This is a genomic window from Pleomorphomonas carboxyditropha, from assembly GCF_002770725.1.
Taxonomy (GTDB): domain Bacteria; phylum Pseudomonadota; class Alphaproteobacteria; order Rhizobiales; family Pleomorphomonadaceae; genus Pleomorphomonas; species Pleomorphomonas carboxyditropha.
On record NZ_NQVN01000028.1, the window covers coordinates 35,794 to 58,641 of the forward strand.

The 22,848-nt window shown below is 66.4% G+C and carries 19 protein-coding genes; 14 read left to right on the top strand and 5 right to left on the bottom strand.

Features of this window, described 5'->3' with window-relative positions:
• The first annotated feature begins 135 nt into the window (after positions 1–135).
• The 4 genes from cysE to CJ014_RS24350 all read left to right on the top strand — a co-directional run bounded on the left by cysE (position 136) and on the right by CJ014_RS24350 (position 4,217).
• On the top strand, positions 136–972 hold the full coding sequence (cysE, locus tag CJ014_RS24335; RefSeq protein WP_245427617.1) for a serine O-acetyltransferase: 837 nt from the start codon (positions 136–138) through the stop codon (positions 970–972).
• A 450-nt stretch (positions 973–1,422) separates the two neighbouring features.
• Positions 1,423–3,519 (top strand): carbon starvation CstA family protein, encoded by a 2,097-nt coding sequence (locus CJ014_RS24340; RefSeq protein WP_100083105.1) that lies wholly within the window; start codon positions 1,423–1,425, stop codon positions 3,517–3,519.
• A complete protein-coding gene (locus CJ014_RS24345; RefSeq protein WP_100083106.1) occupies positions 3,485–3,715 on the top strand; it encodes a YbdD/YjiX family protein in 231 nt (76 codons plus the stop codon). The genes CJ014_RS24340 and CJ014_RS24345 overlap by 35 nt, the downstream gene beginning before the upstream one ends.
• Before the next feature lie 121 nt (positions 3,716–3,836).
• Complete coding sequence (locus CJ014_RS24350; RefSeq protein WP_100083107.1) at positions 3,837–4,217, top strand: rhodanese-like domain-containing protein; 381 nt, start codon at positions 3,837–3,839, stop codon at positions 4,215–4,217.
• A gap of 11 nt (positions 4,218–4,228) precedes the next feature.
• Here CJ014_RS24350 and CJ014_RS24355 read toward each other — a convergent pair whose 3' ends face one another.
• Positions 4,229–5,908 (bottom strand): alpha-glucosidase, encoded by a 1,680-nt coding sequence (locus CJ014_RS24355; RefSeq protein ID WP_100083108.1) that lies wholly within the window; start codon positions 5,906–5,908, stop codon positions 4,229–4,231.
• Positions 5,909–6,194: 286 nt separating this feature from the next.
• Between CJ014_RS24355 and CJ014_RS24360 the strand changes: the two genes are divergently transcribed.
• The 3 genes from CJ014_RS24360 (at position 6,195) to CJ014_RS24370 (ending at position 8,974) form a co-directional block, all read left to right on the top strand.
• Positions 6,195–7,169, top strand: a complete 975-nt coding sequence (locus CJ014_RS24360) for an aldo/keto reductase (protein ID WP_100083122.1) — start codon at positions 6,195–6,197, stop codon at positions 7,167–7,169.
• Positions 7,170–7,270: 101 nt separating this feature from the next.
• Positions 7,271–8,047: an SDR family NAD(P)-dependent oxidoreductase gene (locus tag CJ014_RS24365; protein WP_100083109.1), complete on the top strand. Its 777-nt coding sequence runs from the start codon at positions 7,271–7,273 to the stop codon at positions 8,045–8,047.
• Between the two features lie 36 nt (positions 8,048–8,083).
• Positions 8,084–8,974 (top strand): NAD-dependent epimerase/dehydratase family protein, encoded by an 891-nt coding sequence (locus CJ014_RS24370; RefSeq protein WP_100083110.1) that lies wholly within the window; start codon positions 8,084–8,086, stop codon positions 8,972–8,974.
• Between the two features lie 27 nt (positions 8,975–9,001).
• Here the strand turns inward: CJ014_RS24370 and CJ014_RS24375 are convergent, their stop codons facing one another.
• Entirely contained in the window at positions 9,002–9,922 is a 921-nt protein-coding gene (locus CJ014_RS24375) for a LysR family transcriptional regulator (RefSeq protein ID WP_100083111.1), read from the bottom strand.
• A 178-nt stretch (positions 9,923–10,100) separates the two neighbouring features.
• Here CJ014_RS24375 and CJ014_RS24380 point away from each other — a divergent pair, with 178 nt between their 5' ends.
• Positions 10,101–10,763 carry an HAD family hydrolase gene (locus CJ014_RS24380; RefSeq protein ID WP_165790976.1) on the top strand — a complete coding sequence of 221 codons (663 nt, stop codon included), beginning with the start codon at positions 10,101–10,103 and terminating at the stop codon, positions 10,761–10,763.
• Between the two features lie 27 nt (positions 10,764–10,790).
• Here CJ014_RS24380 and CJ014_RS24385 read toward each other — a convergent pair whose 3' ends face one another.
• The 3 genes from CJ014_RS24385 to CJ014_RS24395 form a co-directional block, all read right to left on the bottom strand.
• Positions 10,791–11,588 carry an ABC transporter ATP-binding protein gene (locus CJ014_RS24385; protein WP_100083113.1) on the bottom strand — a complete coding sequence of 266 codons (798 nt, stop codon included), beginning with the start codon at positions 11,586–11,588 and terminating at the stop codon, positions 10,791–10,793.
• Positions 11,585–12,466, bottom strand: a complete 882-nt coding sequence (locus CJ014_RS24390) for an ABC transporter permease (RefSeq protein WP_100083114.1) — start codon at positions 12,464–12,466, stop codon at positions 11,585–11,587. Before CJ014_RS24390 ends, CJ014_RS24385 begins: the two co-directional genes overlap by 4 nt.
• Positions 12,467–12,596: 130 nt before the next feature.
• The gene (locus CJ014_RS24395; RefSeq protein ID WP_100083115.1) at positions 12,597–13,550 is read right to left on the bottom strand and encodes an ABC transporter substrate-binding protein; all 954 of its coding nucleotides are present in this window, start codon (positions 13,548–13,550) and stop codon (positions 12,597–12,599) included.
• Between the two features lie 293 nt (positions 13,551–13,843).
• Here CJ014_RS24395 and CJ014_RS24400 point away from each other — a divergent pair, with 293 nt between their 5' ends.
• From CJ014_RS24400 to CJ014_RS24430, 6 genes are all read left to right on the top strand, one after another.
• The gene (locus CJ014_RS24400) at positions 13,844–14,689 is read left to right on the top strand and encodes a DeoR/GlpR family DNA-binding transcription regulator (protein ID WP_100083116.1); all 846 of its coding nucleotides are present in this window, start codon (positions 13,844–13,846) and stop codon (positions 14,687–14,689) included.
• Positions 14,686–15,393 carry a class II aldolase/adducin family protein gene (locus CJ014_RS24405; protein ID WP_100083117.1) on the top strand — a complete coding sequence of 236 codons (708 nt, stop codon included), beginning with the start codon at positions 14,686–14,688 and terminating at the stop codon, positions 15,391–15,393. The genes CJ014_RS24400 and CJ014_RS24405 overlap by 4 nt, the downstream gene beginning before the upstream one ends.
• A 66-nt stretch (positions 15,394–15,459) precedes the next feature.
• On the top strand, positions 15,460–17,232 hold the full coding sequence (locus CJ014_RS24410) for an L-fucose isomerase (RefSeq protein ID WP_100083118.1): 1,773 nt from the start codon (positions 15,460–15,462) through the stop codon (positions 17,230–17,232).
• Between the two features lie 841 nt (positions 17,233–18,073).
• On the top strand, positions 18,074–19,081 hold the full coding sequence (gene xylF, locus CJ014_RS24420; RefSeq protein ID WP_100083120.1) for a D-xylose ABC transporter substrate-binding protein: 1,008 nt from the start codon (positions 18,074–18,076) through the stop codon (positions 19,079–19,081).
• A 406-nt stretch (positions 19,082–19,487) separates the two neighbouring features.
• Positions 19,488–21,026 (top strand): xylose ABC transporter ATP-binding protein, encoded by a 1,539-nt coding sequence (locus tag CJ014_RS24425; RefSeq protein ID WP_100083123.1) that lies wholly within the window; start codon positions 19,488–19,490, stop codon positions 21,024–21,026.
• Positions 21,027–21,060: 34 nt separating this feature from the next.
• Positions 21,061–22,230 carry a sugar ABC transporter permease gene (locus tag CJ014_RS24430; RefSeq protein ID WP_100083121.1) on the top strand — a complete coding sequence of 390 codons (1,170 nt, stop codon included), beginning with the start codon at positions 21,061–21,063 and terminating at the stop codon, positions 22,228–22,230.
• Positions 22,231–22,848: the final 618 nt, after the last annotated feature.

Below are 22,848 nucleotides of genomic sequence, written 5' to 3' on the forward strand. Positions count from 1 at the left end.
ACAAACTTCCAATCTTCGCCGTCAGGTCACACGCTCGTGCTTTGGCGAAGCTGCGACTTTCGTATAAAATTCCGTCGGTTGGTCAAGTTATCTGCCTGCGGGTGAGGACGAATGGACAGCGCGCCGAGACTGCGGATGGGCGAGGTTGCAAGCGGCCGTTCGGCGGCGATCGACCTCTATTGGCATCGTCTCAGGGGCGAAGCCGAAGCCGCCATGACCCGCGAGCCGGCGCTTACCTCGCTTCTCGTCTCCACCATTCTCGAGCAGCCCGACCTTGCGACGGCCCTCGCCGGCCGTCTCGGCCAGCGGCTGGCCGGCGACGAGCTTCCCCCGGAGATGATCGCCCGGACGGTGCTGAAGGTGATCGACGCCGAGCCGGCCATCCTCGATGCCGTGCACGCCGACCTCAAGGCGGTGGTCGAGCGCGATCCGGCTTCGGGCCGGCTGATGGAGCCGTTCCTGTTCTTCAAGGGCTTCTCGGCCATCGAGACGCACCGCATCGCCTACCACCTGTGGCAGGCCGGCCGGCGCGACATGGCGCTGGTGCTGCAAAGCCGGTCGTCGTCGGTGTTCCAGACCGACATCCACCCGGGCGCCACCATCGGGCAGGGCATCTTCATCGACCACGCCACCGGCGTGGTGATCGGCGAGACGGCCGAAATCGACGACGAGGTGTCGATCCTGCAGGACGTGACGCTCGGCGGCACCGGCACCCACACCGGCAAGCGCCATCCGACCATCCGCACCGGCGTGATGATCGGCGCCGGCGCCCAGATCTTCGGGCCGGTGGAGATCGGCGCCTATTCCAAGATCGCCGCCGGCTCGCTGGTGACGACCACGGTGCCGGCCCATTCGACGGCCGTCGGCACGCCGGCCCGCATCATCCTCGGCGACGCGCCGGCCAACCCGGCCCGCAACATGGACCAGATGCTGACCGAGCGCGACTATTCCGCCTTCACCTGGGTGATCTGAAGGTATCCTTTGCAGCTCTTCTCATGGCGCCCGCGTATAGCAGACCGCCTGCGGTTGAATGTCCGAGCCACTTCCGATGCCATCGAAGGGGCGACGCTTCGTCCGTCCTTGCCGGATCGGGCGAAAAGGGGCGAATTCATCATCCTATTTGCTAATGGAAACATCGCACGTTAACCGTTTCTTCGCCTTGTCGCGAAGGACGGGATACAATACTCCAGTCATGTTCGCATCGTTACAGTGAAGCGGAAGGTTGCCTGGGGAGCGGGCGCCGCCATTGTTCCGCACGGTTCGGAATCCTGGGGAGGAGGAGGACCGGCGGGGCGGCGGCGAACGTGGTGGGGTTTGAGGCGAAATCGAACCGTTTGGCGCCCGGCATATCGTGCCGGAGCAATGGTTTGGCTTACCTGCCACGCGTCTTCCCTCGGCCGGATTTTCGTCGGGAGGATAAAGATGTCAACAGTCGCCAAGATGCCCCGTTCGCCGGGCGAGTGGCTCGTCTGGATACTGATCGCCGTCGTCGGCGCCGTCGCCCTCGGCGTCGTGGCCCTCAGCCGGGGCGAGACGATCAACGCATTGTGGCTGGTGGTGGCGGCCGTCGCCACCTATCTCGTCGCGTTCCGCTTCTACGCGCTCTACATCGTCAATCGCGTTCTCGGTGCGGACCCCGCCCGCCGGACGCCGGCCGTGCGTCACAACGACGGCCTCGACTATGTTCCGACCGATAAATACGTGCTGTTCGGGCACCATTTCGCCGCCATCGCCGGTGCCGGCCCGCTGGTCGGTCCGGTGCTCGCCGCGCAGATGGGCTACCTTCCCGGCACCATGTGGCTGATCGCCGGCGTGATCTTCGCCGGCGCCGTCCAGGATCTCATGATCCTGTTCGCCTCGACCCGCCGCGACGGCCGGTCGCTCGGCGACATGATCAAGACCGAGCTCGGTCCGGTGCCCGGCATCGTCGCCTCGATCGGCATCCTGATGATCATGATCATCCTGCTCGCCGTGCTCGCCCTCATCGTCGTCAAGGCGCTGGCCGGCAGCCCGTGGGGCACGTTCACGGTGTTCGCCACCATTCCGATCGCCATCCTGATGGGCCTCTACAGCCGGTTTTTCCGGCCCGGCCGCATCGGCGAGATGAGCCTCATCGGCGTCGTGCTGCTGCTCGCCGCCATCTTCTTCGGCCGCACGGTGGCCGAGAGCGAGGCGCTGGCGCCGCTGTTCACCTACAAGGGCGAGACGCTGGCCCTCATCCTGATCGGTTACGGCTTCGTCGCCTCGGTGCTGCCGGTGTGGTTCCTGCTCGCCCCGCGCGACTACCTGTCGACCTTCCTGAAGATCGGCACCATCATGGCGCTGGCCATCGGCATCGTGTTCGTGATGCCGGAGATGAAGATGCCGGCGGTCACCAAGTTCGTCGACGGCACGGGGCCGGTGTTCTCCGGCAACCTGTTCCCGTTCCTGTTCATCACCATCGCCTGCGGCGCCATCTCGGGCTTCCATTCGCTGATCGCCTCGGGCACTACGCCCAAGATGATCGAGAGCGAGAGCCAGTTCCGCTTCATCGGCTACGGCGCGATGCTGATGGAAAGCTTCGTCGGCATCATGGCGCTGATCGCCGCCTCGGTGATCGAGCCGGGCGTCTACTTCGCCATGAACACGGCGCCCGGCGTCATCGGCACCACCGCCGACCAGGCGGCGCAGGTGATCTCCGGCTGGGATCCGCTGTTCACCGTCTCGCCGGACATGCTGACGGACATGGCGAAGAACGTCGGCGAGGCGACCATCCTGTCGCGGGCCGGCGGCGCGCCGACGCTCGCCGTCGGCATGGCGCACATCCTGTCCGGCGTGATCGGCGGCGTGGCGCTGATGCCGTTCTGGTATCACTTCGCCATCCTGTTCGAGGCGCTGTTCATCCTGACGACGGTCGACGCCGGCACGCGCGTCGCCCGCTTCATGATCCAGGACCTGCTCGGCACGGCGGTTCCGACGTTCCGCCAGACCCATAGCTGGACGGCCAACCTGGTCGCCACGGCGCTGGCCGTCGCCGCCTGGGGCTACTTCCTCTACCAGGGCGTGGTCGATCCGCTCGGCGGCATCAACACGCTGTGGCCGCTGTTCGGCATCGCCAACCAGATGCTGGCGGCCATCGCGCTGGCCTTCGCCACGGTGATGCTGTTCAAGATGAAGCGGCAGGCCTATGCCTGGGTGGCGCTGGTGCCGCTCGCCTGGCTGGCCGTCTGCACGCTGACCGCCGGCTGGCAGAAGCTGTTCGACGGCCGTCCGGCGGTGGGCTTCATCGCCCAGGCCAACCGCTTCTCCAAGGCGATCGCCGACGGCACCATCCTGGCGCCGGCCAAGACCGTCGAGGAGATGCAGCGCATCGTCTTCAACCAGTGGGTCGACGCGGCGCTGACCGCCGTGTTCATGATCATCGTCGTGGGCATGCTGGTGTTCGGCGTGCAGGCGATGCTGAAGGCGCTGCGCGAGCAGAAGCCGACCGCGAGCGAGGTGGGCGATGACCTGTCAGGTGTGCGGCCTCAGGCTACCTGATCCGCGTAAGGTGGGCCAAAGGCTCGCCCAGACGGCGCGCCTGATGGTCGGCGTTCCCGATTACGACACCTATGTCGCCCATCGGGCCGCCAACCATCCGGACCAGCCGGTGATGACGAAGGAAGAGTTCTTCCGCAACAGCCAGGAGCGCCGCTACGGCGGCGGCTCCACCGGCGGCGTGTTTCGCTGCTGCTGACGGGAACTTTCCCGCAAGGCGCCGGCTTCTTCCCGAGCGGAGAAGCCGGCGTCGTCATTTCGTCGGTCGTTTCCGCGCCTGTCCCATGGCTCCCCGTGTTTCGGGGAAGGAGAAAAAGACGATGCGTCTCGCCGCTTTGGCGTTTCTCGGTGGTTTCGTACCGGCCCTCGTCGGAGCCGCGCTGGCCGGCGAGGCCTTCAGCTTCGACCAGGTGCGGGCGGGATTGAATTCCAACCGCATCCATCTCGTCGATGTCCGCGAGGCCGACGAGTTCGCGGCCGGCCACGTGCCGGGCGCGGTCAACCTGCCGCTGTCGACCTTCAAGGTCGAGCAACTGCCGCCGCCCTCGGAAATCCCGGTGGTGCTGATGTGCCGCTCCGGCCGGCGGGCCGGCGAGGCGTTGGCGATCGCCGAGGCCGCCGGCCGCGCCGACGTCGGCGTCTACCCCGGCAGCATGATCGAGTGGACGGAGAAGAACGGCCCGGTGGTCACCGAGCCGTAGTCCACGCCGGCTCAGTGCCGGCGGCAGCGGTGGACGCGCGCCTCCCAGCCGGCAAGGCGCCCGGCCTGCGACGGCACGGCCAGGTTGCCGAGCAACAGCTCCCCGGCCTCGATGCCGGCCGGCAGCTCGACGTCGATCGTCTCGCGCGAGAAATTGAGGAGGACGAGCAGGGCTTCGTCGCCGAGCCGGCGCGTATAGGCGAAAAGCCGGGGGTGCGCCGGCGCCAGGTCGGCGAAGTCGCCGTAGACGAGGGGCGGATGCGCCCGCCTGAGGCCGGCGAGCCTGGCGTAGTGGTGATAGATCGAGCCGGGATCGGCGAGCGCCGCTTCGGCGTTGATCTCGGGGTAGTTGGGGTTGACGGCGAGCCAGGCCTTGCCGGCGGTGGTGAAGCCGCCGTTGGGCGCGGCGCTCCACTGCATCGGCGTGCGGCTGTGATCGCGGCTGGTGCGCGCCATGCCGGCGAGGAAATCGGCGGCCGCTACGCGGCCGGTCAGCACGTCCGCCTTCCAGGCGTTCCTGACGGCGATGTCGTCGTATTGCTCGACCGAGGTGAAGGGATAGTTGGTCATGCCGAGCTCGTCGCCCTGGTAGATGAACGGCGTGCCGTGCAGCGTCATCAGCATGGTGGCCAGGAGCTTGGCCGACGGCACGCGCCAGGGGCCGGCGTCGTCGCCGAAGCTGCTGACGAGGCGGGCGTTGTCGTGGTTGGACAGGAACACGGTGTTCCAGCCGCGGGGGCCGGTGCCTTCCTCGAGGCGCGTGTAGATGGCCTTCAGTTCCGGCAGCGTCCAGGGCCGGTAGCGGTGCCCGTCGTTGTAGAGGCGGACGGCGTCGAAGTTGAAGATCATGTTCAGCTCGCCGCGCCGCTCGTCGACAAGGTCGAGCGTCTGCTCGGGCGTGACGCCGAAGGCTTCGCCCACCGTCATCACGTCGTATTTCGACAGCACCTCGCGGTTCATCTCCTGGAGGAACTCGTGCAGGCGCGGGCCGACGGCGTGGTAATATTCGGTGCGCTGGCGATGCTCAGGCGGATAGTCGGGGAAGGCCTGGTCCTTGGAGATCATCGGGATGACGTCCATGCGGAAGCCGTCGACGCCCTTGTCGAGCCAGAAGCGCATCAGGTCGTAGACCTCGGCGCGCAGCTTGTCGTTCTCCCAGTTGAGATCGGGCTGCTTGTCGGCGAACAGGTGCAGATAGTATTCGCCGGTCGCCGGATCGAGCGTCCAGGCCGAGCCGGAGAAGTAGGAGCGCCAGTCGTTGGGCGGGCCGTCGCCGCGGCCGGGGCGCCAGATGTAGTAGTCGCGATAGGGATTGTCCTTCGACTTGCGGCTCTCGACGAACCAGGCATGCTCGTCCGACGAATGATTGACCACCAGGTCGACGATGAGGCGCATGCCGCGCGCCTTGAGGCCGGCAAGCAGGGCGTCGAAGTCGGCCATGCCGCCGAACTCGGCCATCACCTTGCGGTAGTCGCGGATATCGTAGCCGTTGTCGGCGTTGGGCGAATCGTAGTGCGGGCTCAGCCAGACGACGTCGACGCCGAGCCCCTTCAGATAGTCGAGGCGCGACACGATGCCGGGGATGTCGCCGATGCCGTCGCCGTTCGAATCCTGGAAGGAGCGCGGATAGATCTGGTAGACGACCGCTTCCTTCCACCAGCGGTGGCGGACGGTCCCTTCGTGTTCCGACATGGCTTTCTCCCTTGGCACGCCTCCTGGGGCGCCTGATCACGAGCGTAGCAAAAACGATTCATCGCCACGAGACGGAATTGCCTCGTCCGGCCTTCCCGCAGACGGGAAAAGCCGGGAACGTGACATCCAAAGCGCATTGGAGAGCGTTTTGTTTCGATCGTCCCGATCAATCTTATCTCGACAATCCATTTGACGGATCAAAGTGGCGGCGATTGACTGTCGGCTCGCAAAGACAGACGGGATGCCGACGATCGGTTCGTCGGCCTTCGCCAGGGAGGAAATCGCCATGCAATACGCCCGATTCGGAAAGTCCGGTCTCGAGGTCAGCCGCATCTGCTTCGGCTGCATGTCCTTCGGCAGGGTGATGGAAGAGCGCCCCTGGGTGCTCGGTCTCGACGAGGCGCGGCCGCTGTTCCGCCGGGCCTGGGAGGCCGGCATCAACTTCTTCGACACCGCCAACGTCTACGCGGCCGGCTCCAGCGAGGAGATCACCGGCGCCATCCTGAAGGAGCTGGCGCCGCGCGAGGAGATCGTGCTGGCCACCAAGGTGTTCTTTCCGATGCGGCAGGGGCCGAACGGCCGTGGTCTGTCGCGCAAGGCGATCCTCGGCGAGATCGACAACAGCCTGAAGCGGCTCGGCACCGATTACGTCGACCTCTACCAGATCCACCGCTTCGACCCGTTCACGCCGGTCGAGGAAACCATGGAAGCGCTGCACGACGTGGTGAAGGCCGGCAAGGCCCGCTACATCGGCGCCTCCTCGATGTTCGCCTGGCAGTTCGCCAAGATGCAGCACGCCGCCGAGCTCAACGGCTGGACCAGGTTCTCATCGATGCAGAACCAGGTGAGCCTCGTCTATCGCGAGGAGGAGCGCGAGATGCTGCCGCTCTGCCGCGACCAGGGCGTCGCCGTCATGCCGTGGAGCCCGCTCGGAGGCGGCAAGCTCACCCGCCCCTGGGGCACCGAGACCAAGCGCAACACCACCGACCGCCACAACAAGGGCATGTACGACCGGACGGAGGGCAACGCGCCGGAGGTGGTGGCCGCCGTCGAGACGGTGGCGAAGGCGCGCGGCCGGTCGATGGCCGAGGTGGCGCTCGCCTGGGTGCTGCAGGTCGCCGGCGTGACGTCGCCGATCGTCGGCGTCAGCAGGATGGGCCATCTCGACGATGCCATCGCCGCCGTCGACCTCGAGCTCACCGCCGAGGAGGTCGCCGCGCTGGAAGCGCCGTATCAGACCTTCATGGTCAAAGGCCTCTGAGCCGGCATAACTGCCCATGGACAGCGGCGACCGGACGGGCTTTGCTGGTCCGTCGCCGGCAGCCTGACCGTCCGGCGACCCGTGCGACGAAGGAGGCCCCTATGACCAAGCCGCTCAGCATTCCCGATCTCGCCGGCAAGGCCGTGCTCATCACCGGCGCCTCGTCCGGCATCGGCGCCGCGCTGGCGCGCGCCTTCGCCGGGCAGGGCGCGTCGGTGGGCGTCCACTACAATTCCTCGGCCGCCGCGGCCGAGGCGCTCTGCGCCGACATCCGCGAGGCCGGCGGCAGGGCGACGGCCGTGCACGGCGACGTCACCAAACCGGCGGAGATCGCCCGGATCGTCGAGGAGACGGCCATGGCCTTCGGCCGGCTCGACGGCCTCGTCAACAACGCCGGCGGCATGGTGGCGCGCATGCCCTACGCCGCCTTCGACGAGGCGGTGTTCGAGGAAATCGTCGGCCTCAACGTCCGCTCGGTGCTGGTGGCCTCGCATGCGGCGCTGCCTTTCCTCAAGGCGCAGCAGGGCTTCGTCATCAACACCACGTCGATCGCCGCCCGTACCGGCGCCAGCCTCGGCGCCGGTCCCTATGGCTCGGCCAAGGCGTTCATCGAGAACGTGACGCGCGGCATGGCCAAGGAGTTCGCGCCGTTCGGCGTCCGCGTCAACGCGGTGGCGCCGGGCATCGTCGAGACGCCGTTCCACGAGCGCTACTCCGATCAGGCCTATCTCGACGCCATGCGCGTCACCATTCCGCTGCAACGCCTCGCCAAGCCGGAGGACATGGTCGGTCCCTACCTGTTCCTCGCCTCGCAAGCCCTGTCGGGCTACATGATCGGGCAGGTGCTCGAGGTGAACGGCGGCCAGCTCATGACCTGATCCCGCGTCGACGGCGGAAAGTTTTCGGAGAGAAGAATGGGAAGCAAGATCGTCTTCACCGGCGGCTCGGGCAAGGCCGGCCGTCACGTCGTTCCCTACCTGAAGGCCAAGGGGCACGATATCTTCAACCTCGACCTCAAGCCGCTCGACTGCCCCGGCGTGACGACGCTTGACTGCGACCTCACCGACGGTGGGCAGGTCTACAGCGCGCTCTCCATGCATTTCGATTTCGACAGCCTGGCCAGTGGCTCGCGGCCGGTGCTGCCGGACGCCGTGGTGCATTTCGCGGCCGTGCCGCGCATCCTGCTGACGCCGGACAACAGCACCTTCGCAACCAACGTGATGTCGACCTACAACGTCATCGAGGCGGCGATGAAGCTCGGCATCCGCAAGGTGATCGTCGCGTCGAGCGAGACCACCTACGGCGTCTGTTTTGCCGAGGGCGACAAGGATTTTCATCGGTTCCCGCTGACCGAGGACTACGACACCGATCCGATGGACAGCTACGGCCTGTCCAAGGTGGTGAACGAGAAGACGGCGCGCGCCTTTGCCATGCGCTACGGCGCCGACATCTACGCGCTCCGGATCGGCAACGTCATCGAGCCGCACGAATACGCCAACTTCCCCGGCTTCATGGAGGATCCGCTGATGCGCAAGCGCAACGCCTGGAGCTACATCGACGCCCGCGACCTCGGCGAGATCGTCCATCTCGCCGTCGGCAAGGACGGGCTCGGCTTCCAGGTGTTCAACGCCGTCAACGACACGATCACCGCCCGCGAGCCGACCGAAGCCTTCCTCGGGAAAGTCTGCCCGAACACGCCGCACAGCCGGCCGCTCGTCGGCTACGAGGCGCCGATCTCCAACGAGAAGATCCGCACCGTGCTGGGCTTCAGGGAACAGCACGACTGGCGGAAATACGTGAGCTAGGAACGGGCGTAGGGCACGAAGGTTGCCTCAGGCGGCGGCCTCTTCCTCCTCGTCGACGCCGCGGGCGGCGATCAGCAGGTCCATGAAGGCCTTCGGCGCGCCGTCGAGGATGATCTCGTCGCCGCCGCCGGCGAGCGTGGCGACGGCCAGCTCCCAGCACATCTGCGGCTCGGCGAGGCGGACGACGCCGAGCGTCGCGGCTTCCGCCTCGGCGATCGCCTCGGGCACCAGCGCCACGCCGAGGCCGCGCGACACCAGTTCGATCAGCGTGCCGAGGTCGTTGACCTCGAAGGCGACGCGCCGCTCGACGCCGGCATGGCGAAAGCCGGTGTCGACGAGCTGGCGCGTACCCCAGGCCTGCTCGAAGTCGACGAAGGGCTCGTCGCGGAAGGCCGACAGCGGCACGTCGGTGCGGCCGGCCAGCGGATGATCCTTCGCCGAGATGGCGACGAGGTATTCGCAGGCGATCATCCTGGTGGCGATGCCGCGCGGCGCCTCGATCAGCGGCACGATGGCGAGGTCGATGGCGCCGGAGCGGATCTTGTCGACGAGGTGATCGGCATTGCCCTGGCAGAGGCGCACCTCGATGCCGGGATAGAGCTCGTGGAACGAGGCGAGCAGGGCCGGCAGGTCGACGAAGGCCGGCAGGCTCTGCACCGTGCCGATGGCGAGGCGGCCGCGCGTCAGGCCCTGCACGGCGGCAACGGCGTCGCGCGCCTCGCGCACCGCTTCGATGGCGAGTCGCGCCTTGTCGAGAAAGACGCGGCCGGCGGCGGTGAGCTGCACCTGGCGCGTATTGCGCATGAACAGCTTGGCGGCGAGTTCTTCCTCGAGGGCGCGGATCGACGTCGACAGCGCCGACTGCACGATGTTGACGCGACGGGCCGCGCGGGTGAAGTGCATCTCCTCGGCGACGGCGACGAAATGCTGAAGCTGGCGAAGTTCCATCTAAATCCGCTTTATTGTGCTTTTGGCGAGATCAATATAGCCCGCCCGTTCGGGATGGAAGATTAAAAGTCGGGCAGTCCGGCTTGTCAAATAAGCGCCCGGCGGCTGGACCCGCCGGGGTGCGCGGTGTATGCAAAACCGCTTCAAAAAACGATGCCGCGCCCGGAGTTGTTCGCCGATGTTTTCACGTGCCCTGCTGTTCGACATGGATGGAACGCTGACCAACAGCGATCCCTTCCATCACGAGGCTTTCGTGGAATTCGGCAAGGCCTATGGCGTCGACATCGACGAGCCGACCTTTCTCAAATATGTGTCGGGGCAGGCCAATTCCCTGATTTTCAAGAATCTTTTCTCGCATGTCGCGACAGAGGAGCATCCGCGCCTGGCCGACGAGAAGGAGGCCCTGTTCCGGCGGCTGATCGTCGGCCGGCTCAAGCCGATCGACGGCCTGGTCGACCTTCTCAACTGGGCCGTCGAACGCAAGGTGGGGCTGGCCGTCGTCTCCAACGCGCCGCGCCCCAACGTGATCGACATGCTGGCCCAGCTCGGCATCGCCGAGTACTTCCACACCATCGTCCTCGGCAGCGAGCTCGCGCGCGGCAAGCCCGATCCGCTGCCTTACCTGACCGGCCTGGAGCGCCTCGGCGTTGCAGCCGACCGGGCGATCGCTTTCGAGGATGCGCCTCCGGGGCTTCGCGCCGCGCACGCGGCGAAGATCGCCACGGTGGGGCTGACCACCACGCTGGACGAGGCGACGGTGAAGCAGAACGGCGCCGACATTGCCGTGCCCGACTACCGGGCGCCGGGCCTGTGGGAGCTGATCGGCCGCGTGATCGGGTAGAGGAGGGCGGCTTGGCCGCCCCTCGCGTCATTCGGCGATCAATAGCTCGTCGTCGTCGAGTGTCTGGCCGCGGACGCGGCGGAACATGTCGATCAGGTCTTCGACGTCCAGATTGCGGCGGTTGTTGCCCTCGACGTCCAGCACGATCTCGCCGCCGTGCAGCATGATGGTGCGATCGCCGTAGTCGAGCGCCTGCCGCATCGAATGCGTCACCATCAGCGTCGTCAGCTTCTTGGCGCCGACGATCTTCTCGGTGAGCTTCATGACGAATTCAGCCATGCCGGGATCGAGGGCGGCGGTGTGCTCGTCGAGCAGCAGCACGTCGCAGCCGGCCATCATCGCCATGACCAGCGATACGGCCTGCCGCTGGCCGCCCGACAGCATGGCCATGCGGTCGGTCATGCGGTTCTCGAGGCCGAGGTCGAGCTCGGCGATCCGCTCGCGGAACAGCTTGCGGCGGCTATGGCCGAGCGCCAGCTTGAGGCCGCGCCGCCCGCCGCGCTTGTGGGCGAGCGCCAGGTTCTCCTCGATGGACAGCGCGCCGCAGGAGCCGGCCAGCGGGTCCTGGAAGACGCGGGCGACCCGGCCGGCGCGGGCGGCGGTCGGCAGTCTGGTGACGTCGGCGTCGCCGATGCGGACGCTGCCCTCGGTGGGAATGACGTCTCCCGCCAGCACGCCGAGCAGCGTCGACTTGCCGGCGCCGTTGGAGCCGATGACGGTGGTGAAGGCGCCTTCCTTGATGGTCAGCGAGACGCCCGACAGCGCCTTCTTCTCGAGCGGCGTGCCGCGTCCGAATACGACGTGGATGTTGTCGAGGGCGATCATGACGAGAGCACTCCCCGCTTGAGGCGCGGCAGCACCAGCGCGAAGGTGACGAGCACGGCGGTGACGAGGTTGAGGTCGGACGCCTGCAGGCCGAGCGAGTCGGAGGACAGCGCCAACTGGATGGCGATGCGGTAGAGAATGGAGCCGACGACGCAGCCGATCAGGGCGATCAGGATGCGGCGGGTGCCGAACAGCGTCTCGCCGATGATCACCGCCGCCAGGCCGACGACGATGGTGCCGACGCCGGAGGTGACATCGGCAAATCCGTTGGTCTGGGCGAACAGCGCGCCGCCGAGCGCCACCAGCGCGTTGGACAGCGCGATGCCGAGATAGATCTGCCGGTCGGTATTGATGCCCTGGGCGCGGGCCATGCGGGCGTTGGCGCCGGTGGCGCGCATGGCGAGGCCGGCGTCGCTTTCGAGATAGCGCCAGACGACGACGAGCGCCACGATGGCCAGCACGAAAAGGAACATCGGCCGCACCATGAAGTCGCGAAGGCCGTGGCCGTAGAAGGGCGTCAGCATGGTGTCGACGGACAGCAGCGCCACGTTCGGCCGGCCCATCACCCGGAGGTTGACCGAGAACAGGGCGATCATGGTGAGGATCGACGCGAGCAGGTTCAGAATCTTGAAGCGGACGTTGAGCGTCGCCGTGACGAGACCGGCCAGCGCGCCGGCCAGCATGGCGACGGCGGCGGCGAGCCAGGGATTGGCGCCGGCCATGATCAGCACGGCGGTCACGGCGGCGCCGAGCGGGAAGGTGCCGTCGACGGTGAGGTCGGGAAAGTCGAGGACGCGGAAGGCGAGATAAACGCCGAGCGCGACGAAGGCATAGACGAGGCCGAGTTCGACGGCCCCCCAGAGGGCGATTTGGCTCACACGCAGCGATCCTTGTGCTGGATATCCCGAACCGGCAGGCATTGCGGAGCGGGATATCCCGGCCGGCGGCGGCCGGCCTTTTGCTGGAGACGCGCCCCGCACCGCGGAGAGGCGGGGCGCGACGCCCTGGTTATTCGATCACCTTGGTGGCGCGGGCGACCAGGGCGTCGGGCAGCGTCACGCCCATCTTGGCGGCCGCCGTCTTGTTGACCACGAGGTCGGTGCCCTTGGCGACGGTGGCGGGAATATCGCCGACCGTTTCGCCCTTCAGGACGCGGACGACGATGTCGCCGGTCTGCTTACCGACGTCATAGTAGTTGAAGCCGAGGGCGGCGATGGCGCCGCGCGACACGCTGTCGGTGTCGGCGGTGAACAGCGGCAGCTTCGCCTCCTCGGCGACGCCGACGGCCGATTCCAGGGCGGAAATGATCGTGTTGTCGGTCGGCACGTAGACGGCGTCGGCCTTGTCGACCAGCGCCCGCGTGGCGCCCTGCACCTCGGCCGTCTTGGTGGCGGCGGATTCGATCACCTCGATGCCGGCCTTGTCGGCCTCGGCCTTGAGGGCGGCGAGCAGCGACACCGAGTTGGCCTCGCCGGAATTGTAGAGGAAGCCCAGCTTCTTGACGTTCGGCAGGATTTCCTTGATCAGGGCGATGTGCTCGGCCACCGGCGACATGTCGGAGAGGCCGGTGATGTTGCCGCCGGGCTTGTCCATGTTCTTGACGAGCTGGGCGCCCACCGGATCGGACACCGCCGAGAAGACGATCGGGATATCGCGCGTGGCGGCGGCGACGGCCTGGGCCGACGGGGTCGAGATCGGCACGATCACCGTCGGGTCCTCGCCGGCGAACTGGCGGGCGATCTGGGCGGCGGTGGCGGCGTTGCCCTGCGCCGACTTGTAGACGAAGGTGAGGTTGTCGCCCTCTTTATATCCGGCGGCTGCCAGCGCGTCCTTGACGCCGTCGCGGACGGCATCGAGCGCCGGATGCTCGACGATGGCGGTCACGTCCACCGTGACGTTCTCGGCATGGACCGGCAGGGCCGCCGCGACGCTGGCGGCGAGAGCAAACAACAAGGCACGCATCAAACTTCCTCCGTCACGGGGCTTCGGCCGGATTTCAGGCCTGGGTTTTGCACGGTCTTAGGTAATCCCGGTGAGTGAATCAAGCGCGGGAAATGCCGAGTGTGCACGAATTGATCGTCTCGTGCCGCCTTTGCGACGAAAAGCGCCACGCGCTGCCCTATTGGTGGGCGATTTGCCGCCAATTCCGGCATAACTCGAGGCAATTGAGAAATATTGCGTGCAGATGAAGTGTTTTGAAGAAAGCTGCGATAGGTCGAATTGACGCTTTCGGGGCGCCGACATATGGTCGCGGCATGCTGAAGGAAGAGCGCTTCAACCTGATCCTGAAGGCCGTCGAAGGGCGCGATGCCGTTTCCTACGAGGAGCTTCTCACCATGGTCGACGCGTCGGGCGCCACGCTGCGGCGCGACGTCGACCAGCTCTGCGAGGCCGGGCGCATCCGCAAGGTGCGGGGCGGCGTGGCGCCGCTGATGGCGGCCGGCCGGCCGCTCGCCTCCTATTTCTTCGGCGTGCAGGCGCAGCGCGCCGCGGCGGCCAAGGAGGCGATCGCCCGCCGCGCCGCCGGGCTCGTCTCAGCGCCCGACACGCTGATCCTCTACGGCGGCTCCACCGTGGCGCGGTTTGCCGAAATGCTGCCGGCCGCCGGCCTGACCGTGCTGACGGACTCGCTGCCGGTGGCCAATCACCTCGCCTTCAAGACCGACAACCGCGTCTTCCTGACGGGAGGCGAGGTGTTGGCGCAGCAGGGCATCGTGCTGAGCCCGTTCGACGATCCCCAGGCCTTCCACGTTGCCGCCAGCACCTTCTTCATCGGCTGCCACGCCGTCGGCCCGGCCGGCATCATGGAGGACGATCCGCTGCCGCTGCGGGCGGCGCGGGCGCTGCGCCGGCAGGCGGCGCGGCTCGTCGTGCTGGCCGACAGCAGCAAGTTCGGCGAGGCGCGCAGCCTCGTGGTGTTCCCGCTTGCCGAGGTCGACGTGTTCGTGACCGACGAAGGAATTTCCGACGGCGACCGGCGCATGCTGGAGGACGCCGGCGTCGAGGTGCTGATCGCGCCGCTCGATCGAGAAGACCGGGGCGAAGCTCCGGCGGAAAGGACGGCCGATCCGTCCGCGCCCCAGGAGGCGACCGGCAAATGACTGATCATCTGGATCTCCGCAAGGAGATCATCGCCACCTGTCTCAGGATGAACGCGGCCGGTCTCAACAACGGTTCGGCCGGCAACCTCAGCGTCCGGGTCGACGGCGGTCTTCTGATCACGCCGTCGGGCATCGCCTACGAAGATCTGACGCCGGAGATGATCGTCGAGATGGATTGGGATGGCCGCTATTACGGCTCGCTGATCCCGACGTCGGAATGGCGCTTCCACTACGAGATCCTGAAGGCGCGGCCGGACATCGACGTGGTGCTGCACAGCCATGCGCTGCACTGCGCGATCCTCGCCTGCTGCCGGCTCGACATTCCGCCTGTTCACTACATGATCGGCGTCTCCGGCGGCGACGTGATCAAGTGCTCGGGCTACGCGCCGTTCGGCACGCCCGAGCTGTCGGCTCTGGCGCTCGAGGCGCTGGGGCCGCGCAGCGTCTGCCTGCTGGGCAACCACGGCGTCATCGCCACCGGCAAGACCATCGACAAGGCCTTCGGGGTGCTGGAGGAGGTGGAGAACCTCGCCAGGATCTACATCGGCACGCGCATGCTGGGCGGCGGGGTGATCCTCGGCAAGCCGGAGATGGACGTCGTGCTGGAGCGCTTCAAGAGCTACGGCAAGCAGCCGTCGGAGGTCGACCAGAGCCTGAAGAACAAGGTCGAGCCGCCGCCCTACGGCGGTCTTCGCCGGCAATGAACTGCCGCCGGGCCGGCGCTTGAGGACGCGCCGGCGCCGGACGATCGGGAGGAAAGGGAGAGAGAGATGAACGGCGCCTTCAACAACCTGCCGAAGCTCGGCATCCGTCCGGCCATCGACGGCCGGCGCAACGGCGTGCGCGAGAGCCTGGAAGATCAGACGATGGGCATGGCGAAAGCGGTGGCCGAACTGGTCACCGCGACGCTGCGCCACCCGACCGGCGAGCCGGTGGAGTGCGTGATCGCCGACACCACCATCGGCGGCGTCGCCGAGGCGGCGGCCTGCGCCGAAAAGTTCGCACGGGAGAACGTCGGCGTGTCGCTGACGGTGACGCCCTGCTGGTGCTACGGCTCCGAGACCATGGACATGGATCCCCTGGTGCCCAAGGCCGTCTGGGGCTTCAACGGCACCGAGCGTCCCGGCGCGGTCTATCTCGCCGCCGTGTTGGCCGCCCATAACCAGAAGGGCCTGCCGGCCTTCGGCATCTACGGCTCGGAAGTGCAGGACGGCACGGACCGGACGATCCCCGACGACGTGCGCGACAAGCTCCTGCGCTTCGTGCGCGCCGGCATCGCGGTGGCCACCATGCGCGGCCGCAGCTACCTCTCCATGGGCGGGGTGTCGATGGGCATCGCCGGCTCGATCGTCGATGCCGGCTTCTTCCAGCGCTATTTCGGCATGCGCACCGAATATATCGACATGAGCGAGTTCCAGCGCCGGCTGCAGCTCGAGATCTACGATCCGGTCGAGTACGAGACGGCGCTGGCCTGGACGCTCGAGCATTGCAAGGAAGGCTTCGATCCCAACGGCGACACGACGTCGGACGCGGCGCGCAAGCGCTGGGAGTGGGAGACGTCGGTCAAGATGTGCCTGATCGCCCGCGACCTGATGGTGGGCAATCCGCGGCTGGCCGAGCTCGGCTATATCGAGGAATCCTGCGGCCACCACGCCATCGCCGCCGGCTTCCAGGGCCAGCGGCAGTGGACCGACTTCATGCCGAACGGCGACTTCATGGAGACCATGCTGAACACGTCGTTCGACTGGAACGGTCCGCGTCAGCCGCTGATCCTGGCCACCGAGAACGACTGCCTCAACGGCGTCGGCATGTTGTTCGGCAACCTCCTGACGGCGCGGGCGCAGATCTTCTCGGACGTGCGCACCTACTGGAGCCCGGAGGCGATCAAGCGCGTCTCCGGCCACACGGTCGAGGGGGCGGCGGCGGGCGGTCTCATCCACCTGATCAACTCGGGCGCCACCTGCCTCGACGGGGCCGGCGAGATGACCATCGACAACCGGCCGGGCATCAAGCCGTTCTGGGAGGTGACCGAGGACGACCAACGGCGTTCGCTGGAGGCGACGCGCTTCTGCCAGGGCAACCACGGCTACTTCCGGGGCGGCGGCTGGTCGACCGACTTTGCGACGCGCGGCGGCATGCCGGTGACCATGACGCGGCTGAGCCTGGTGGCCGGCATCGGCCCGGTGCTGCAGATCGCCGAGGGCGAGACGGTGGCGCTGCCCGACAAGGTGCACGACATTCTGGACAAGCGCACCGATCCGACCTGGCCGACCACCTGGTTCGCGCCGCGGCTCACCGGCGAGGGTCCGTTCAAGTCGGTCTACAAGGTGATGGCCGCCTGGGGCGCCAACCACGGCGCCATCTCCTACGGCCACATCGGCGCCGATCTGATCGCGCTGGCCGCCATGCTGCGCATCCCCGTCGCCATGCACAACGTCGACGAGGAGGCGATCTTCCGGCCCAGCACCTGGGCGATGTTCGGCATGGATCCCGAAGGCGCCGACTTCCGCGCCTGTGAGACTTTCGGACCGCTCTATCGTTGAGGCGAGGCGACCGGATGAGCCGTGGCGGGCATGCCCGCCACGGCGTTGGTTTCGGCGCGGCGCCAGCCGGAATCTTCGAGAAGACGCGGCGAATCGCCGTCGTCTGTGCCGAGGCCGGCGCCGAGATGCCGGCAGCGGCGGCATTTCCCGCTTGCCCATCCGGCGGTCAAGGCAGGTGCCGGCATGAGCCGGCCCGGGGCCGCCAGTCGGACCTCCGACCGGTGTCGGACGGCGGTTCCCGTCGTCCTTTGGGAGCGGCCCGGGGCGGAAGGACTGCTTCCGGCCGGTGCGCCAACGCCCTGAGTCCTATCCGCTATCGCTTCGCCGACGCCACGGGGCGCGCCGGGATGACCATTCGTCGATGTGGGCCGCATTGTCTCTTGCCAAGCTGGGACGATGAGTATAATTTGAGGGTCGAATTTTACCGGCGGTGCGGAGGATGCCGGGAAACGCGTGTCGGGGACCGGAGGGAACGTCCTTGATGAAATCACATCAAATTTGACGGCTATCCAACAGGAGAAGCGCGTCCGGGTTTGGCTGTGCCTGTGCCGGGAAAAGGCTTGGATGCAGCCATATGGAGGGGAACCTCATGACGGAGATCGGAAATTTCTTCGTCAAATGGATGATGGTCACAACGCATCTACGCAATCAAAATGAGTTGCGTCCATCATCGCTTTGAGGCATCTATCCTCGCGTGAGGTATATCCCGAGCCAACGACGATGCCTATGACGGGCGTTGCCGGGGGAAGTGACCGGAGGATCAACCATCCGGTCGTGGTTCGGGTGCAAGGAGGCCGCCGGGAGGCGGCTAGGCCCGTGGGGGCCTTCAGGAGGAGTGACAATGAAACTTTCTACCATTCTTTCGAGCACGATCCTGGCTGCCGCCGTTGCGCTGCCCATGGCCGCCCAGGCGTCCGCCGACAAGCCGGTGCTCGGCTTCTCGATCGACGACCTGCGCGTCGAGCGCTGGGCTCGCGACCGCGAGTATTTCATTGCCGCCGCCAAGGAACTGGGTGCCGAGGTGGTGGTGACGTCGGCCGACGCCAACGAGCAGAAGCAGGTCAATCAGGTCGAAGGCCTGATCGCCCAGAAGGTCGATGCCATCGCCATCGTTCCCTTCAACTCGCAGGTGTTCGGCGAAGTCATCGACGAGGCCCACAAGGCCGGCATCAAGATCCTGTCGTATGACCGGCTGATCCTGAACGCCGACGAAGACGCCTACATCTCCTTCGACAACGAGCGCGTCGGCTTCCTGCAGGCCGAGGCCGTCCTCAAGGCCGTACCGGAAGGCAACTACTACCTGCTCGGCGGCGCGCCGACCGACAACAACGCCAAGCTGCTGCGCGCCGGTCAGGAGAAGGCCATCCAGGCCGCCGTCGACGCCGGCAAGGTCAAGGTGATCGGCTCGCAGTGGGTCAAGGAGTGGAGCCCGACCGAAGCGCTGTCGATCATGGAGAACGCGCTGACCGCCGCCAACAACAAGATCGACGCCGTCATCGCGTCGAACGACGGCACGGCCGGCGGCGCCATCCAGGCTCTCGCCGCCCAGGGTCTCGCCGGCAAGGTGGCCATCTCCGGCCAGGACGCCGATCTCGCCGCCATCAAGCGGGTGATCGACGGCACGCAGACGGTCACCGTCTACAAGCCGCTGCAGCTGATCGCCTCGGAAGCGGCCAAGCTGTCGGTCAAGCTGGTCAAGGGCGAAACCGTCGAGTTCAACGCCAAGCTCGACAACGGCCAGAAGGAAGTCGACTCCCTTCTGCTGACGCCGATCCCGCTGACCAAGGACAACGTGATGAAGGTCGTCGAGGACGGTTTCTACACGAAGGAACAGGTCGAGGCTAAGTGATCCTCTGAAAGAAAAACCGGGGCGGGCCGACACCCGCCCCGGCATGCTGTTTGCCGATGGAATCGGGAAAATCCGTCGGATCAACTCGCCGAATGGCGACTGGCCCTATCAGCCGTTTCGGTGAATGACCGGAGGCGCTTGCGGGCGTCGCCCGGGCGTGGCGGGCGAGACGGCTGCCGGCCGAGGCCGACAGGCTCGGTCTTCACGAAAGACAGCAGCGGAATGTCGCGGCCCCCGACCGAGGTGCCGCGCCGGTCTGGCAAGCCGCGGGGGCGGCGCCGGGCCTTGTTCGGCGAAATGCCGGTTTGGGAAGCAACGGGCCTTCATCGGCCTTTGATCCGATCGGAGAAGGATGGCGCGCGAGGCCGGCCCGAGGCCGTTCGCGCCGTCGAAGGGAGTGCGGTCCATGTCAGACTATCTCTTGGAGATGCACGACATCACCAAGGACTTTAATGGCGTCAAGGCGATCGATGGAATTCATCTCCAGGTTCGCCGCGGCGAGTGCGTGGGGCTCTGCGGCGAAAACGGCGCCGGCAAGTCGACGCTGATGAAGGTTCTGTCGGCGGTCTATCCTTACGGCACCTGGTCGGGAGAAATCCTCTGGGAAGGCAAGGAACTCAAGGCGCGCAATATCCGCGAGACCGAGGAAGCGGGCATCGTCATCATTCATCAGGAGCTGATGATGGTGCCGCACCTGACGGTGGCCGAGAACATCTTCCTTGGCACCGAGCCGCGGACCAGCGCCGGCTTCATCGACTACGACAGGATGAATGCCGAGGCCGAGAGGCTGATGGCCCGCCTCAAGATGAGCGACATCAACGTCGCCGTGCCGGTCTACAACTATTCGGGCGGCAAGCAGCAGCTCGTGGAGATCGCCAAGGCGCTCAACAAGAACGCCAAGCTCTTGATCCTCGACGAGCCGACGTCGGCCCTGACGACCGCCGAAACCAGGACGCTGCTCAACCTCGTCAAGGAATTCAAGGCCAACGGCATGGCCTGCGTCTACATCTCGCACAAGCTCGACGAGGTGGCCGAGATCGCCGACACCGTCACCGTCATCCGCGACGGTACCCATATCGGCACGCTGCCGATGGCCGAGCTCGACACCAACAAGATCATCACCATGATGGTCGGCCGCGAGATGAAGAACCTGTTCCCGCGCGAGGCGCACACCATCGGCGACGTGGTTTTCGAGGCGAAGGACATCTCCTGCTGGGACGTCACCAACCGCGAGCGCAAGGTGGTGGACAGCGTCTCCTTCGAGATCCGCAAGGGCGAGATCCTCGGCCTGGCCGGCCTGGTCGGCGCCGGGCGGACGGAGCTCGCCTGCAAGCTGTTCGGCTGCTGGCGGGGCGACCACGAGGGCAAGGTGTTCCTCGAGGGCAAGCAAATCAACGTTCGCGAGCCGCGCGACGCCGTCAAGCTCGGCATCTGCATGGTGCCGGAAGACCGCAAGCGGCACGGCATCATTCCGTTGATGGGGGTGGGCTACAACATCACCATGTCGGTGTTGCGCCGCTATACCAGCGGCGGCTTCATCCAGTCCGAGGCCGAGCTGGCCGAGATCCAGAACCAGATCATCCGCATGAAGGTCAAGACGGCGGAGCCGCTCCTGCCGATCGCCTCGCTGTCGGGCGGCAACCAGCAGAAGGCGGTAGTGGCCAAGATGCTGCTGCCCGAGCCGAAGGTGCTGATCCTCGACGAGCCGACGCGCGGCATCGACGTCGGCGCCAAGTACGAGATCTACAAGCTGATCTTCGAACTCGCCAAGCAGGGCGTCGCGGTGCTGATGATCTCCTCGGAAATGCCCGAGGTGCTCGGCATCAGCGACCGCGTCCTGGTGATGGGCGAGGGCAAGCTGCGCGGCAACTTCGTCAACGAAGGGCTGACGCAGGAGAAGGTTCTCGCCGCCGCCATCGGCCAATCGATCACGGAAGCCGCCTGAGGCTCACCTTTCATAAGAATACCGGTGTACGACCATGACACTTACCAAGAAAGACGTCAGGAAGTTCCTGTCCGAGTACAAGATCGTCGCCCTTTTGATCGTCATCGCGATCATCTGGGGCTTCTTCGGCTATCTCACCTATGATTCCGACCTGGGCGGTTCGCAGTTCCTGACGCCGCGCAACTTCTCCAACCTGCTGCGCCAGATGGCGATCACCGGCATGCTGGCATCGGCGATGGTGTTCGTGATCGTCGCCGGCGAGATCGACCTGTCGGTCGGTTCGCTGCTCGGCCTGCTGGGCGGCATTGCCGCCGTGCTGGACGTCACCTACGCCTGGCCGCTGTGGGCGACCGTCGCGCTGGTCATCGTCATGGGCGTGTTCTTCGGCCTGATGGTCGGCTGGCTCACCGCCTATCTCGGCATTCCCTCGTTCATCGTCACGCTGGGCGGCCAGCTTGCCTTCCGCGGCATGGTGCTCGGCCTCACCGGCGGCATCACCATCGCCCCGGTGCATCAGGACCTCAAGTTCATCGGCCAGGGCTACCTGCCGGAATTGCTGGGCAACGCCGGCGGCGTGCTGCTGTTCCTGGTGCTGGTGTTCCTCGCCTTCCGCACCCGCGTCAACCGCCAGAAGCACAATCTCGTCGTGCCGACCATGCCGGCCGAGGTCGGCCGCCTGCTGTTCGCCGGCGTCATCATCCTCGGCTTCGTGCTGACGCTCAACGAATACCAGGGCGTTCCGGTGCCGGTGCTGGTCCTTTTGATCATCCTCGGCGTGTTCACCGTCATCGGCAACAAGACCACCTTCGGCCGCCACATCTACGCCGTCGGCTCCAACATGGAGGCGACGCGGCTTTCCGGCGTCAACGTCGCCTACGTGAAGATGATGGTGTTCGCGCTGATGGGCCTGATGTGCGCCTTCGCCGGCCTCACCACCACCGCCCGGCTCGCCGCCGGCACGCCGTCGGCCGGCTTCGGCAACGAGCTCGACGCCATCGCCTCCTGCTTCATCGGCGGCACGTCGATGCGCGGCGGCGTCGGATCGGTGTCGGGCGCGCTGGTCGGCGCGGTCATCATGGCCAGCCTCGACAACGGCATGTCGATGCTGGGCATCGACACCTTCTGGCAACAGATCACCAAGGGCATCATCCTGGTGGCCGCCGTCTACATGGACATCGTGTCGTCGGGCAACCAGCGCAACTGACGAAGGCGGCCGGCGCCGACGGGCGTCGGCTGGCTTTCGCAACACTACCCCGGCCGCCGAACGACCGGGGCCGGTCATCGATGAACCTCGCCATTTTGGCGGGGTTTTTCATTTTGGAGGCGTATTTTCGCCTGAACGCAAGAGCGTTTCGTGAACGGCGGCGGCGCCGTGTTCACATTGCCATCCCCCGCCAGGGATTAGACGAAAGTCGGTTTTTCGCGGCACACCAGGGTTTTCCTGAGTTCCAGCCCGGACGTTCAACTTCCCGCACACATTTTCGCGACCCCCGTTCAACTGATCGGCGCGCATACGTCAAGACCGGCCGGTTTGAACGTGATCGGGCGGCACCCAAATGACGGTCATCGGCAGCGAACAAAACGTTCCGCTGCCCCCGTACGACAGTTCAACAACAGTTCAACGCCTTTAAAAGACCGGAGATTTGATCATGAACGCCAAGTTCCTCGCCGCCGCCGCCTTCGCCGTTGCCCTGGTGCCGGCCATCGCCAGCGCCGAAACCTTCTACGACCCGTCGGTCGACAGCGGCTCGTCGCCCTTCGTCGAACTGCCGACCCAGGTCAATCCCGCCAATGCCGCCGCCGCGGCCGCCGATGCCCAGCG